At 63.9% G+C, this 14,225-nt stretch carries 13 protein-coding genes and 2 tRNA genes; 4 read left to right on the top strand and 11 right to left on the bottom strand.

Annotation, left to right across the window (positions count from 1 at the left end):
• Positions 1 to 181: 181 nt before the first annotated feature.
• The 3 genes from QN357_RS12900 to QN357_RS12890 form a co-directional block, all read right to left on the bottom strand.
• Positions 182 to 1,534, bottom strand: coding sequence for an alpha/beta hydrolase (locus QN357_RS12900; protein ID WP_323504975.1), 1,353 nt, complete (start codon positions 1,532 to 1,534; stop codon positions 182 to 184).
• Between the two features lie 4 nt (positions 1,535 to 1,538).
• On the bottom strand, positions 1,539 to 2,336 hold the full coding sequence (locus QN357_RS12895; protein WP_323504974.1) for a hypothetical protein: 798 nt from the start codon (positions 2,334 to 2,336) through the stop codon (positions 1,539 to 1,541).
• A gap of 372 nt (positions 2,337 to 2,708) precedes the next feature.
• On the bottom strand, positions 2,709 to 3,347 hold the full coding sequence (locus QN357_RS12890) for a hypothetical protein (protein ID WP_323504973.1): 639 nt from the start codon (positions 3,345 to 3,347) through the stop codon (positions 2,709 to 2,711).
• A 450-nt stretch (positions 3,348 to 3,797) separates the two neighbouring features.
• Between QN357_RS12890 and QN357_RS12885 the strand changes: the two genes are divergently transcribed.
• Positions 3,798 to 4,181, top strand: a complete 384-nt coding sequence (locus QN357_RS12885) for a hypothetical protein (RefSeq protein WP_323504972.1) — start codon at positions 3,798 to 3,800, stop codon at positions 4,179 to 4,181.
• Positions 4,182 to 4,363: 182 nt separating this feature from the next.
• Here QN357_RS12885 and QN357_RS12880 read toward each other — a convergent pair whose 3' ends face one another.
• Together QN357_RS12880 and QN357_RS12875 are read right to left on the bottom strand one after the other, a co-directional pair.
• Positions 4,364 to 4,750 (bottom strand): hypothetical protein, encoded by a 387-nt coding sequence (locus QN357_RS12880; protein WP_323504971.1) that lies wholly within the window; start codon positions 4,748 to 4,750, stop codon positions 4,364 to 4,366.
• Between the two features lie 155 nt (positions 4,751 to 4,905).
• The gene (locus QN357_RS12875) at positions 4,906 to 5,112 is read right to left on the bottom strand and encodes a hypothetical protein (RefSeq protein WP_323504970.1); all 207 of its coding nucleotides are present in this window, start codon (positions 5,110 to 5,112) and stop codon (positions 4,906 to 4,908) included.
• A gap of 102 nt (positions 5,113 to 5,214) precedes the next feature.
• Here QN357_RS12875 and QN357_RS12870 point away from each other — a divergent pair, with 102 nt between their 5' ends.
• Both QN357_RS12870 and QN357_RS12865 read left to right on the top strand, forming a co-directional pair.
• Positions 5,215 to 5,814 (top strand): helix-turn-helix transcriptional regulator, encoded by a 600-nt coding sequence (locus tag QN357_RS12870; RefSeq protein ID WP_323504969.1) that lies wholly within the window; start codon positions 5,215 to 5,217, stop codon positions 5,812 to 5,814.
• Between the two features lie 120 nt (positions 5,815 to 5,934).
• Complete coding sequence (locus tag QN357_RS12865; protein WP_323504968.1) at positions 5,935 to 7,089, top strand: tyrosine-type recombinase/integrase; 1,155 nt, start codon at positions 5,935 to 5,937, stop codon at positions 7,087 to 7,089.
• A 581-nt stretch (positions 7,090 to 7,670) separates the two neighbouring features.
• Here the strand turns inward: QN357_RS12865 and QN357_RS12860 are convergent.
• The 6 genes from QN357_RS12860 to serS form a co-directional block, all read right to left on the bottom strand.
• The gene (locus QN357_RS12860) at positions 7,671 to 8,303 is read right to left on the bottom strand and encodes an amidase domain-containing protein (RefSeq protein ID WP_323504967.1); all 633 of its coding nucleotides are present in this window, start codon (positions 8,301 to 8,303) and stop codon (positions 7,671 to 7,673) included.
• 1,083 nt (positions 8,304 to 9,386) lie between these two features.
• A tRNA-Ser gene (locus QN357_RS12855) sits at positions 9,387 to 9,477 on the bottom strand.
• A gap of 94 nt (positions 9,478 to 9,571) precedes the next feature.
• Positions 9,572 to 10,855 carry an LCP family protein gene (locus tag QN357_RS12850; RefSeq protein WP_241975523.1) on the bottom strand — a complete coding sequence of 428 codons (1,284 nt, stop codon included), beginning with the start codon at positions 10,853 to 10,855 and terminating at the stop codon, positions 9,572 to 9,574.
• A gap of 41 nt (positions 10,856 to 10,896) precedes the next feature.
• Positions 10,897 to 10,981: transfer RNA gene (locus QN357_RS12845), tRNA-Ser, on the bottom strand.
• 141 nt (positions 10,982 to 11,122) lie between these two features.
• Positions 11,123 to 11,932 (bottom strand): HAD family hydrolase, encoded by an 810-nt coding sequence (locus tag QN357_RS12840; RefSeq protein WP_134449151.1) that lies wholly within the window; start codon positions 11,930 to 11,932, stop codon positions 11,123 to 11,125.
• Entirely contained in the window at positions 11,929 to 13,194 is a 1,266-nt protein-coding gene (gene serS / locus QN357_RS12835) for a serine--tRNA ligase (protein ID WP_134449152.1), read from the bottom strand. The genes QN357_RS12840 and serS overlap by 4 nt, the downstream gene beginning before the upstream one ends.
• A gap of 48 nt (positions 13,195 to 13,242) precedes the next feature.
• Between serS and QN357_RS12830 the strand changes: the two genes are divergently transcribed.
• On the top strand, positions 13,243 to 14,225 hold a 983-nt coding region (locus tag QN357_RS12830; protein WP_323504966.1), incomplete at its 3' end, for a diacylglycerol/lipid kinase family protein.

The following is a 14,225-nucleotide window of genomic DNA, read 5'->3' as shown; positions in this document are numbered from 1 at the left end:
AAACTTCCGCTAATCTAACCCCGCGACCTGGGGAGCTTCGATGAGCAGGACTGGGGAATTTCGCTGAGCGCCGTCACCCACGCCCGCCCAAGATCAACCCAGTTCGGCCAGCTTTGGGCCCGCGACGTGAGGCTGGGTCCTCGATGGGGAACGCAGATGGTGATCGCCTGTCACGATGCGTTCACGTGGAGGGTTTCTCAAGTCCGAATCGTGGGTAAAGCAAGGTGAGTCCTGCGGGGAATCCGAATTTGACCGCGTCTGCTGCGTGCGTGACGCCGGGCCCGGTTAGCCGGGCCGTTGTCATACCGGCTGTCTTTGCCGCTGCTTCGGCTGTCGTTGCCTCGGCGGTGTAGGTCGGGTCCTTCGCTCCAGATGTGAAGATCGCATACACGTCGGTGTAGTGATGAGCTTTCATAATGTTGAGCGGTTTCTCGGCGTCGTACGCGGCTTGATTTCCTGCAAAGCCATTGCGAAGGGTCGCGCTCTCTGAGCCCAGCGACGGTTCGATCTCCCCTGAGATGTCCAGCAGCGATCCGAAAACGTCCGGGTGTTTTGCCCCGAAGGATAGGGCGCATGTGCCGCCGTTGGAGTAACCTCCGATCGCCCAGCTCTGGCGCCCATCGGCTACGTGCAAGGTGGCCTGAATGTAGTCGAGAACGTCGCTCATGACATACGTGTGCACTCGCCCGGCGGGCGAGTCTATGCACAAAGGATTCTTCTCGGGACTGCCTATCTGGTCAATCGTGAGCACGATCGGTGCCAAGCCGCCGTTAGCAGCCGCCATGGAATCAAGTGTCGAGACGAACAGGGAACTTCCGTCGGGGCCACCGGGCTGGCCCATCATCATGATCAAAATCGGCAAAGCCGGAGGGTTGGGCACAAGGGCCGCCGGCGGCAAGTATGAATATGCCGGCCTCGCCGCGAACCCCGACGCCTTGTTCGGAATCGTCACGGTTCCGTACTGGCCTTTGGCGGGCATCCCGGCCGGCGCCTTCCATGTCGTCCAGAGCGGCGCCGCGAGCTCAGCCGGGACCTGGGATGTCGGGGCAGTTTGAGGCGGCACCGTCAGCGGTTGCCCGACGTCAATATTGAACAGTGACGCCAACGTCGGGTTGAGCCCATACCCGGCGTTGATACCGAACATCGTCGTCACGAGAAAGAGAGGGATCGTGGTTGCGGCGATGACTCTTCTCCAGCCTCGTGAACGCCACAGGTTCACGATCGCGACCCCTAGAGCGGCAAAGGCCCCGGTTACCCAGTACCGCGTATCGGATTGCAATGGTGTTCCGAATACGTTGAGGCCGAGTTCGGTGATGCTCAGAGTGATAACCGCCGCGATGGCCCCGAGCCCAGCGGCCACAAGAACGGTGCGCACCCATCGGACGGTAGGACGTCGTCGAAGCGCTCTCCGGCCGCCGAGTGATCGTGGTTCGGGACGCACTACGAGATAGATCAACGCTGCGATACTCAGTGCGCTGAAGACCAGCACGACCTGTCCATCAACGATGTTGAATGTCAGAAGTGAGTTGGTCACGAGGTCAAGTATCCCCTGCCCTCGCTGTACGATTACCGACCCCTACGCCGGTCCCAAACTGTGCCATAGACGTCGCGGACGTCGTCTTCTCAAGCTTCCGGTTGATCGCATCATCGCCCCTGCGCCGTCCTGCACCCGACGGTCCGATTGTGGCGCGCGGGTCGAGTGCGCTGCCGAGCCAGTGCCCCCGCTTGTCGAAGGCGATCGTTGAGACAAGCCGCGGGCGTTCTGTGCGGAAGATGAATCTGTCGGCCTCTATAGTCACGACTCGGTCGGCATCCGCCGTGCAGAAGTAGACGACCTGAGATATCCCGTCACGAGCGAGCCGCATCGAGTGGTTCTCGCAGATCAGTCTGTATCGCGGTGAGGATTTCGCGGTCAGCTCCACTTCGACAAGCTCCACACAGTCGCCATAGGTTGCGACACCGTCGGCCTGGTGGTCGAGATGGCTGACCGGTCGTCGGTCGCGCTTCCAGGTATAGCCGAGAGCGAGATACCGGGCCGATACCGCCGCGACCGCGACCTCGTGCCTCGTGGTCTGCCGGAACAGGTTCGGCGGCTGCTTACCGACAGCCTCGTGCGTCGCCCAGACGAACGACGCACTCTGGAACGTCGGGCGCTCCCGGGCCACGAGTCCAGCCTGAACCATCCGCATCACCCAGTGCTGCGCCTTCCTGGTGCTGATCGGCTCCGCTGAACCCGACATCGCGCCCAGTGCCCACCGGATCGAATCGACCTCCGCCACACGCACAACGCCCAGCCACTCGACCATCGCCAGATCACGCTCTGTCACCTGCACCATCAACTCATCCCGCCCTTAGAACCTCAGTACCTCATCGTTTTTCTTCTTGTTTTTTCTCTTTGTTTTTTTCTTTTTCTTTCATTCATATTTCTTTCATCTACCTCTGACTCTTTCCCTGTCCCACCACCTCCCCTTCACTTCCCAACCCCCCACACAAAGCCGTTGAGTGTGGGGGGTTGGGAAGTGAGCGCAGCGAGGGGGAGGCGGTGGGACAGGGAAAGAGTGCCCTCGGGCAGTCGTTTACCTATTCGCTCTCGATGACGGGGCAAACGACTACCCGACGAATGCGCGCACGCCGCCGCGACATCCTGAAGGCCCGCTCGTCCTGACAACGCCGCCACCGTGGCTGGCACGAGTACTCCCGGCGAATGCCTACTCCGTCGAGCCGCGCAGGCCCTGAACTCTCGCTTCGATTGTTTCTATGTGCCGGCCATGCCCGAGCCCAATCACTGAACCGAATCCGCGTCGGACGATAAGCGGGACGACCACAGGATGGTCGCCTCCTGCGGCGAACGACAGCTGGAGGGTCGGCGTCGTACTGCCAAAGATCGCCGTCATCACCAGACGCACGTCTCGGACGTCGCTCCAGCGGAGGTCGAAGAGTCGGACACTGTTCCCCTCCCGCGAAGACTGCCAAATACTGATGCCCAATGAGGTCACGCCAAGAGCGGCAGCCCATTCGAAGACGACGTTCCCACCAAGAGCCTCGAGGGCCCTCCTCGAGACCGCTGTCTGGGCGACGTAGACGACCACGGCGTCGGGCTCGCTGGACTGGATCGCAGCGAGAGTGGCCGCGTCTTGCCGTCGGGTTCCCATGACTCTCACGAGGACCACGTAGAGCACAACCACTGCGACCGTGAAGCCGCCGATGACGGCGACCGGGATAAGCACGTCTGCCCAGGTGAGTGGCGGACCCGATGCGCCCGCCCATACGAGCCGACCACCCACAAGGACGACACCAAGCGCGAGCACACCGGCCCACCAAAACCATCGACGCATCACATACGGCATGCCCTTCGCTTCCCTCCCGATTGCGATTCGTCGTCGGTCACCTCGGCCGGCCAAACTGAACGCCTGTTGCCAGCGGGCCGAGCCACGTTGTTAGCCAGTCTGCGTCGTCGCACTGATCGTAATCACAACCACCGCGATCGTGAACACAGCAACGATTAGCCACCCTTGCCACGCGTGCGGACCCCAGCCGCCACCCAGTTGCTTCGGACCAAACCACGGTTCATGTTCTGCCACTGCGTCCCCCTCGAGTTGGAATATCGCGACTCCTGCCCAGCGCGGTGCAATCTTGTCAGTCATCGCCGGAACGCGCCAGAGCGACACGGTGAGCCCATCGACGGTCGCCGGTATGCTGCGGAGATGGGGAAGCGAAATTCGCTAGCGGATCGGATCCAGGCACGTTTCAATTCGACACCCCTCACGGCGAGCGTTCCGCCCCTCACTCCGCGCCCGGTGACTGCGCGCGACCGCCGAGTAAAACGGCTCGCATTCACCTGTCTGGTCATCCTTGCGATCGGGATGACGTTCATGCTGGCCTATGGAGTGGCAGCCGGGATTTGGTGGAACGACTCATCCTTTTCGACCTGCACCGTGAACGCAGCGTCCCACCACGACACCTATGGAAAATCCGGCTTCCTCGGCGTGGTCTACGACGTAGACACCACCTGCGGGCTCCTGCAGGTCACCGGCGGACGCGTCCTCAGCGAAAAGGAAGCGGAAACCCTCGGTCAGTCCATCCGATCGGGGAACGAATACCTATTCGAACTTCGAGGCTGGACCGGATGGCCCAACGCACGACGGGCCATCGTCACAGCAAACGACTCAACTCGCCCTTAGTCCAGCGCGGGTTTCGGTGGTGAGTTATCCACAGGCATGGTTCGCGCGCGCGTACTGCTCCAGTTTTGTTCTTCCTGTTCCTTACTGTTAAAGGGGACGGTGAGCGTCCCCTTGCTGGGTCAGTTTTCGTACCCCTGAAGGGGACGGGGACCGTACCCCTGAGGGGGACGCTGAGCGACCCCCTAGACATCCGCGACCCGATCCCGGAACTCCGGAAGCCGGCGGCCGGGCGTCGGCGGCTTGGCACTGTTGAGGTTCAGTTCGAACTCGGCTGCACGCCCGTTCCGGCCCGACCGCACCCGAGTGATCGCTCCAGTGTTCGTGAGTTCCGTCACGGCGCGTTTGACGGCCTGGTGGGCCGCGGCGCTCCCGTTGGACGGGGCGAGGAACCCGAGGGCGAGAGCAGACGCTTCCCGGCCAGCGAAATAGCGTCGGGGCGGCTGACCGCCCGGATTGCGCTCATCGTCCCAGCACTCCAAGGCCATATGGATCAGCAACAGCGTCGACGCATGACCCAGGCCCAGCTGGGCGGCGACCAGGACGGCGTTCTTCGCCGCATACAAGCCCACAAGACCTCACCCACCCCTGCGGACGTGAGGCGACGTGTCCGCCGTGCACGCTGGTCTGCGCATCGATCGACTCCTCTGCTGACGACGCTCACTGGTCCCGGGCGCCCACCCGTGCCACCGTGGGCGATTAAGTGCCGCGGGCGTAACGAGATGGCTCAGTACCGAATCGGAGGCTCTGAGGTGCGGGTGGTGGCGCTGGCTTCGATCCAGGCGAGGACTTCGGATCTCTTGTAGAGCACGGTCCGGGGTGTGGGTTTGTAGAACCGGGGACCCCGAGCCAAGTAGCGGAGCTGGGCGAGGGCGCCGGTCTTCATTCCGGTGATCTCACCCACGGTGGCGGGGAGGATATAGTCGTCGTCCATGATCATCCTGTCTCGATGACAACCCTTCGGTTGTTCCAATGTTGAGGTCACAATATGGTGACTTCTCGCGTTTGACAAGTGTTTGGGTAGTATCTTGTCCATATGACAGATTTTCGGACTGAGACGAGCATCGGCGACCGCATCCAGGCCATCCGGAAACACCGCGGCATCCGCACCACAAAGGAGCTCGCCGACACGATCCCCGGCGACAACGTCACCGAGGCAATCCTGCAGAACATCGAAGCCGGCCGGAAGAGCGACCTCGCCGTCAGCCAACTGCTGAACATCGCCCACGCCCTCGGCGTCTCCCCACTGTTCCTGCTCGCCCCCGTCGGCCGTCCCCTCGACGCCCTCGACCTGCCCAACCTCAGCCCGGCCCTCGCCGCCATGACCGTCGTCGAGTTCGACGCCTGGATCTCCGGCGAGACCGACGGCGCCTACCGGTGGACCACGACCGACGAACGCTCCGAACGCACCCAGCTACAAGCCATGCGCGAACTGGACGCGCTCATCCGCGAACGCAACCGACTGACCAGCAACCTCCAGGTCGAAACCGCAGTGAACGTGGCCGTCGGCGAAGGCAGCGCCGGCCAGCCGTGGAACACCACGCAAGAACGCCTGGACGAAGCCAACCGACGCATCAACCAACTGTCCTCATATCTGACCTCGGCCGGGTGGAAACTCGACGGCTGGGCCGGCTGACGCGGTCGCCATGCGATCGGTCACTCCCTCGGTCGGCGTCGGACGTTGAGGCGATAATTCCAGAGTCAAGAATTCTCACCACCTCACGATCCCGACCGACGACGACATCGAGATGGAGCCATGGGCAGCATTCACGCGTACACGACGACAGCGGGCAAACGCTATCGGGTGATCTATCGCAAGCCCGACCACGTGCAGGGGCAGAAGCGCGGGTTCACGTCCAAACGCGACGCGGCCCTGTTCCTGTCGTCGGTGGAGATGTCGAAGGCGACGGGCGAGTTCATCGACGCAACCGCGGCGCGTGCCACCGTGGGCGTCCTTGGCGCTGAGTGGTTGACCCATCAGTCGCACTTGAAGCCGTCGAGTCTCCGCCCGGTCGAGTCTGCGTGGAGGTTGCACGTCGAGCCCGTCTGGGGTGGGCGCGCCGTGGGGACCATCCGGCACAGCGAGGTCCAGGCCTGGGTCACCGAGCTGACCGGTCGCAAGGGAGCCACGACCGTGCTGCGCGCCTACGGGATCCTCGCGGCGCTGTTGGATATTGCCGTGAAGGATCGACGGATCAGCTCGAATCCGGCGCGCGGCGTGAACCTGCCCCGGAAGGTGCAGAAGGATCACCGGTACTTGAGCCACGACCAGGTGGCCGCTCTGGCGCGAGCCTCCGGCGATCGGTCCACCCTCGTGCTGGTGCTCGCGTACTGCGGCCTGCGCTGGGGCGAAGCAATCGGCCTCGAAGTGCGAGACCTCGACCTTGCGCGACGCAGAATCAACATCAACCGGAACGCCGTCGAAGTCGGCGGGCGCATCGAAGTCGGTTCCCCGAAGTCATCGAAGCGCCGCTCGGTGCCCTTCCCCGAGTTTCTGACTCCGGGACTGGCCGACGCCTGTGCAGAAAAGCAGCCGACCGACCTGGTGTTCTCGGACCGGTTCGGGCAGCACCTCAAGCGCACGCGGGTGAGTGTGGGAACCCGCAGCTGGTTCCTGACGGCCTTGACCAGGGCGGGCCTACCGCGGATGACCCTCCACGACCTCCGGCACACGGCCGCGAGTCTCGCCGTGAGCGTCGGCGCGAACGTGAAATCGGTGCAGCGGATGCTCGGCCACGCCTCCGCTGCGATGACCCTAGACATCTACGCGGACCTCTTCGATGCCGACCTGGACGCCGTTGCCACCCTCCTGGATCAGGCCGCCACGTTCTCAAGTGCTGCCAAAGTGTTGCCACGGGAGGATTTTGGCCAAGAAAGAACCCCCACATCCCTTGAAAACACTGGCCTTTAGGAGGGAAACGTTCGCTGCGTTAACGCTCGCAAAGCGTACCTCCCATCCAGATCGCCGGCAACAGAACCGAATCTTGGCCGACCCAATCCCGGCCAACAAGCGAAGGGTCGAGTTGAGTTATCCAGTGGGTGCAGCACTGGCTGGGAAGGACAACACTCCGCCATTAATCTGCCACCCGCGCGCTCCACTATTGTCTTGCCAGGTGAGCGAAAGCACACATCCTGGAGATCCGGGCGTGTTAGCGGGCGTGGCGATGGTAATTGTCGCGAATTTAGGGTCGTCATCTCCTGTGTTAAGGGTGACTGCCCGTTTTGGATTCGATGCCGCTGGCGCACACACGTCCCAAGCCGCGTCAATTTGAGTTTTGCTTTGACTTGGAAAGAGTGCGCGGAGGGCCGAAGAGTCCGGACTCTGGAGGGCGCTGAGTACCTGCGCCTCGGTTCGACCTGTGGCACCTGACGGCGGAACAGATGTGGGGTCCGCGAAGGTGCAACCAGAAAGGGCGACCAAGAATGCAGCACAGACCAGGCCTCCCGCGGAATACGCGAGAGCCCTGGCCTGTCGAAGACTATGTCCGATACCTAGACTCCCCAGTTCGAATAGATTGCTCCTGGTTCGTCAGCGAGCATCAGTGTCAGCGATTTGTTGACGTGATCGTTGGTGTGCTGGGTGTAGTACGGCTGCCCTGTGGAATCCGTGAAGGTCACGATTGAGGTGTGATCGAAGGTGTAGTTATACGTGCCGTCACCCTTCCTCCAGATCCAAAAAGTGATATCGCCAGCGGACGGCGCGTCTTGGGCGTAGTGGAATCGACCTGTAACCTGATAGCCGAAATCGAACAAAGACTGGGCACGGCTCCACGCATTTGCCATCAAGAGAGTGCCACCGAACCAAGCGCCCTGATCGGTGGGCCATCCGATTTCTTGCTGCCATCCTCCGGCGAACAGAGCTTGTGAGGCGAAGCTGGTGCAATCGTCATCCAACGCTTTGAAGTCTGGATTTCGCGCCATCGCCCATTTGTATGCGTAGGCGACGATCGCAGATCTGTCCGACGTGCTCAATGCGGCAAAGGGAGCAGGATTCGCCTGGGCCGCGCCCTTTAGCCGTGTCAATTGGGGACTCTCCGCCTGGTTTTCGCTCTGGCTGAAACTCTTCGTGGCAAACGCCTCAGTTAAAGCATTGCGAGCTGATCCGTCCGATTGTGCAGCTGCCACGGCGTCACTCGGCGGGACCGTGGCTGGGAGGTCAGTTGATACGGCGTGGGACAAGTTGGACACTTCCCATGTCTCACCGACGCGATTGACGCTCGCCGTCTGCTCCAAACGGTATCCGTAATCCGGCCGGCCATTTCCATCAGGATCTGTTGTTCACGTCATCGCTGTTGTTTCCGTGAATGCGACTTCTACCGTTGCGCCAGAACTTCTCTCCGAGGTGACTTGGATTGTCGAACCGAAGTGTGTGAATGCTTCGCCATAGTCGGCCAGCAACTTCTGCTGAGTAACTAGCCTGGCGCGATCCCTCGAGCTAGTTGAAGTTTGCAGCGCAGGTTTTGCCTGCGCTGACGGGTCCAGAGACCTGGCTTGAGCGCTTGTTGGCACAAGCGACAAAGCGTTGCGTTGATCGACAGCCATCGTGATTGCTGCCTGGATTTGCTCCGTATCAGATACGACCGGTGCGGCCGTCACGGCGACAGCTGGCCCCACCGCGAGCAACCCTCCCAGCGCTATTCCAACGACTAGCCTCAGCCTTTTTCGAACAGTTATCAAATGCAAAATATGGCGCCCCGCCACGATATGCAAGATCGACTACCTTGCATATTTCCGACTCTAGGCCATCGCCCATAGACCTACGAGTAAACAGAAGCTGAACAGTCCCAGTGTCACGGCAAGTGCAGACCTAAACCGACCCTCGCGCCACCGGGCCTGATATGGGGATGCCCGGCCGTTTCTTTATACAGGCGGATGCGCAGCCGCCCTGCCCTCGCCCTTATTCCGGCGATTCTGTTGGAAGCGTCTACAGGTCTGGGCGCGGTCGCGAACCGTTCGTCGACGTTCCCTGCCCCTCTGGTGCGAAGGCTAGGTTGAAAGTCACCATTGTGGTCGCGGGGTTACTCGCTAATGCAGACTCAATCGATGACATTGCCGGCGTCCGTCGCGGCGATCTGGACGCCGCGCAACGCTCCTGAATCAGGCTGCCACGTTCTCAAGTGTTGCCAAAGTGTTGCCACGGGAGGATTTTGCCCAAGAAAAAACCCCCACGTCCCTTGAAAACACTGGGATGTAGGGGGAAGACACGTGCGGAGACGGTGGGATTTGAACCCACGGTACCCCGTGAAGGGTACTCCACCTTAGCAGGGTGGTGCACTAAGCCGTACTATGCGACGTCTCCTTGGCGCCTGCGCAGAATTCACCGAGCAAACACACGAGTGTAATCATAACCGTACCGGCGGCATCCGTTTGCACGGGTGCCCGAAGGCCCGCGCCTACTGGTTGTTGAGGGTGCGGCCGACGGAGCAGGTCAGCTCCCCGGCGGTCTGGCCGGTCGCCGACTCCGACAGGGTCGTGGCGTCCGTCGGGGTGGGGATCGGGGTGGCACCGGCGGATGCCGTGGGATCGGGCGTCGCGGAAGCATCCGTCGTCGCGGCGGGCGTCGGAGTCGCGGTCGCGCTCGGGTCGAGCGTCGCGCCGCGCCCCGTTGTGCCGCCGAGCTTGAGGGCCTTGTCGGCCGCGACCGCGGTGAAGAGTTCCTTGAAGTCGGGCTGGAGCGGGAGCACTCCGCCGGTCGTGCCGCCGGTGGGCACCTGCACGAAGACGACCTGGTTCAGGTCGATGTCCTTGAGCGCGACCGCGATCGACGCGATCACGGAGACGTTGTTGAGGCTATCGGAGAGCTTCATGTTGGCGGTCACGGCCTTCGCGAGCGAATACACCTTGAGCGGGTCCGACAGCGTGCTCGCGCTCTTGATGGTGCGCACCAGGGCCGACATGAAGACCTGCTGGTTGTTGATCCGGGTGAGGTCGCTGCCGTCGCCCACACCGTGGCGGGTACGGAGGAACTGCAGGGCCGCAACACCCTCGAGGGTGTGCATGCCGGGCTTGAGGAAGGTGCCGGTGTACTCGTCCTGGATCTCCTCGGCGACACAGACCGGTACGCCGCCGACAGCGGTGGACATGGCCATCACGCCGCTGAACTGGACCTCGGCCGCGAAGGGGATGGTCAGGCCGGTGAGCTTCTCCACGGTGAGCACCGTGCAGGCGAGCCCGCCGTACGTGAGCGTGGTGTTGATCTTCTGGCGGCTCATCGAATTGAACGTGCCGCCGCTCGGGTCGGGGCAGGCCGGGATCGGCACGAACATGTCGCGCGGGAAGCTGATCACGGAGGCGTTGGTGTGGTCCTGCGAGATGTGCAGGAGCATGGTGACGTCGTTGAGGTCGCCGGTGGAGTCCTCCGGGCCGAACGACGGGTCCTGGCCCTTGCGGCTGTCACTGCCGACGATGAGGAGGTTGACGCCGCCTGTGATGGCGCCGATCTGCGGGACGGGGCCGTTCGTCTCGTTGGCGAGGTGCACACCGGGCTGCGCGCTCGATGCGACGTCGAGGGTGGCGATCGCGGCGACGGAGACGCCGCTGACGAGCACGACGGCCATGGCCGCTGCGAGGAACTTGACGACGGTGACGACCGGGTTCGAGTGCTTCAACCGGCCGTGCCGCGCGATGGTGCTGAGCTTGTGGGATCGTGCGGAACGGAGTCTCGGTTGGTCGCTCACTCAGATCCCTTCTGTGGTGCCGGCCGGGTAACGGGTTCGTGCGGAGGGCGTGGGATTCGAACCCACGAGACATTTCTGTCCACCAGTTTTCAAGACTGGCTCCATCGGCCGCTCGGACAGCCCTCCCGTTCGCGGCCCGGTCCGGCGAAGAACGCCCGGTCGACAACACACGAATACCGACCGATTCTAGCCGATCGCGCCTTCCTCACCCTGCCAGCAGGCTGGGACGCCCGCAGCGAGGCGGTTCGGAGGGGTGCCGGAGCGGCGTCAGAGCGACGCGAGAACCGTGGCGAGGCCGTCGTCGAGCACGGCTCCCGTGATCTCCCCGGCCGCCGCGAGCACCTCATGGGGGGACTGGCCCATGGCAACGCCGCGGCCCTCGAGCCCGGCCCACTCGAGCATCTCGATGTCGTTGCGTCCGTCACCGACGGCCATCACCCGGGCACGGGGGATGTCCAGCTCGGCTCGGACCCGCTCCATTGCGGTGGCCTTATTGACGCCGTCGGGCGCGATGTCGAGCCACGCGGTCCAGCCGATCGAGTAGCTCACCCGGTTGAGGCCCATCTGCTCGACGACCTGCAGGAAGTCTTCCATCTCGTGGTCAGGCGAGATAACGACGACGCGGGTGGCCTCGTGGCGGAGCAGCTCGTCGAACTCGACGTGTTCACTGTCGAGGCCGATAGTGGCATCCGGGAAGGGCTCGGTGTACCGGTAGAAGCCGTGCTCGTCTTCGACGGCGTAGCGTGCGTCACCGAGGTGCGAGCGGATCGAGAGCAGCACCTCGCTCGGGTCGAAGGTCTCGACCCATTCGCGGCGATACCCGGTCGGCGCGGTCAGATCCCGGCGCAGGGTGATCGCGCCATTCGAGCAGACCACGTAGCGGGGCGTGATGTCGAGGCGCTCGAGCACCGGCAGGGTGGCCGCCGTCGAACGACCGGTTGCGAGCATGATCTCGTGCCCGGAGCGGGTGAGCCGCTGTACCTCTTCGAGCACGGCGGGGCTGATCGAACCGTCTTCGTGCACGGTGGTTCCGTCGATGTCGAGGGCGACGAGCCAGGGCGAGACGGTCGCGGTCATCGGATCGGCTCGAGGACTTCGAGGCCGCCGAGCCAGGGCCGCAGCGCCTCGGGGACGAGCACCGAGCCATCCGCTCGCTGGTGCGTCTCGAGAATCGCGACGATCCAACGCGTGGTCGCGAGGGTGCCGTTGAGGGTGGCGACCGGCGCGGTCTTGCCCGATTCGGTGCGATAGCGGATGTCCAGACGTCGGGCCTGGTACGTGGTGCAGTTGCTCGTGCTGGTCAGCTCGCGGTAGGCGTTCTGGGTGGGCACCCACGCCTCGATGTCGAATTTGCGGGCCGCGCTCGACCCGAGGTCGCCCGCTGCGACGTCGATCACGCGGTAGCTGAGACCGAGGGACTGCAGCATGCCCTCCTGCAGGGCGACGAGGCGGTCGTGCTCTGCCTCGGCGTTCTCGGGGAGGACGTAGGTGAACATCTCGAGCTTGTTGAACTGGTGCACCCGGATGATGCCGCGAGTGTCCTTGCCGCCGGAGCCGGCCTCGCGGCGGTAACAGGTGGACCAGCCGGCGTAGCGCAGCGGGCCATCATTCAGGTCGAGGATCTCGTCGGAGTGGTACCCGGCGAGCGCAACCTCGCTCGTGCCGGTGAGGTAGAGGTCGTCTGCGGGAAGGTAGTAGATCTCGTCGGCGTGCTCGCCGAGGAAGCCGGTGCCGTCCATGATCTCCGGGCGGACGAGCGTGGGCGTGATCAGGGGGATGAACCCGGCCTGGAGCGCGCGGTCGAGGGCCATGTTCATCAGGGCGATCTCGAGCCGGGCTCCGATGCCGCGCATGAAGTAGAAGCGCGCTCCGGACACCTTCGCGCCGCGGGCCATGTCGATCGCGCCGAGCATTTCGCCCAGCTCGAGGTGATCGCGGGCCTCGAAGTCGAAGGTGGGGATCTCGCCGTGGGTGCGGAGCGTGGTGAAGTTCTCCTCGCCTCCGGCCGGGACGCCGTCGATGATGGGATTGGCGAGGGTGCGGACGATCCCGGTGAAGTCCGCCTCGGCATCCGTCGCGGTCGCCGCAGCGGCCTTGACCCGGGCGGCGAGAGCCTGGGCCTCGGCGACGAGGGCCTTCTTCTCGGCGGGGGGCGCGCTCGCGACCTGCTTGCCGAACTGGTTCTGGGCGGCGCGCAGGTCTTCGTAGGCCTTGATCGAGGTACGCCTGGCCGTGTCCGCGGCGAGCGCGGCGTCGACAGCTTCGACCGAAGCGCCCCGCGCCTTCTGCGAACGCTTGATCAGATCGGGATTCTCTCGCAGCAGTACAGGATCAATCACCGTGCCAGTCTACAAGCGCCCGCCGGAGCGCCTTGCTAGCCTTACCCCGTGAATACTCCCGGTGAGACTCCGAGCGGCCGTCGAGCGGCCGTCGTGTACAACCCGATCAAGGTTGACGTGGTCAAGCTCCGCGCGAGCGTCGCAGCGGCCGAGTCCGCCGCCGGGTGGTCGGGCACGGTGTGGCTGTCGACGACCGAGACGGATGCCGGTCAGCGGGCGACCCGGACGGCGATCGAACAAGGGGCATCCGTGGTGCTCGCGGCGGGAGGGGACGGCACCGTGCGCGCGGTCGCCGAGGCCCTGCGCGACACGGGCGTTGCCCTCGCGATCGTGCCGGCCGGCACGGGGAACCTGTTGGCCCGAAACCTGGCGCTGCCGCTCGCGAGCCTCGATGCGGCGGTGGAGATCGCGTTCGGCGGCGTGGACCGGGCGATCGACCTCGGCGTCGCAGTGCTCACCGACACCGAGGGTGAGAAAGCCGAACACGTCTTCCTGGTGATGGCCGGCCTCGGGCTCGATGCCCAGATGATCGCCAACACGAGCGCCGATCTCAAGAAACAGGTCGGCTGGCTCGCGTATGTCGATGCCGGCATGCGGGTGATCCCGAAGTCGAAGCCATTCCGCATCCGTTATAGCCTCGAGGGTCGCACCGACCGGCCGGCGCACGTGAGCACGATCCTGGTCGCGAACTGCGGGGTCCTGCCGGGCAACATCCAGTTCCTGCCCGATGCCCAGGTGGACGACGGGATTCTCGACATCGCCGTGCTGCAGCCCAAGGGCGTCCTCGGCTGGCTGACCATCTGGCGCAGGGTGACGTGGGAGAACGGCGTGCTGCGCCGCTCCGCGGTCGGGCGCAGGATCATCGCCCAGAGCGAGTCGAGCAACGAACGGGTGATGACGACGCTTCGGGGTTCACGGATCAGGATCGTGCTCGAGCACCCGCAGGAGTTCGAGATCGACGGCGACGAGTTCGGCCCGGTGCGCGCCGTCTCCCTGCGTGCCGACCCCGGCGCGCTCACGGTGCGGATGCC

The organism is Cryobacterium sp. RTC2.1, assembly GCF_035018685.1.
Lineage (GTDB): Bacteria > Actinomycetota > Actinomycetes > Actinomycetales > Microbacteriaceae > Cryobacterium > Cryobacterium glucosi.
Note: the sequence above shows the minus strand (reverse complement) of the source record. Positions and strands in the feature narration are given on the sequence as shown.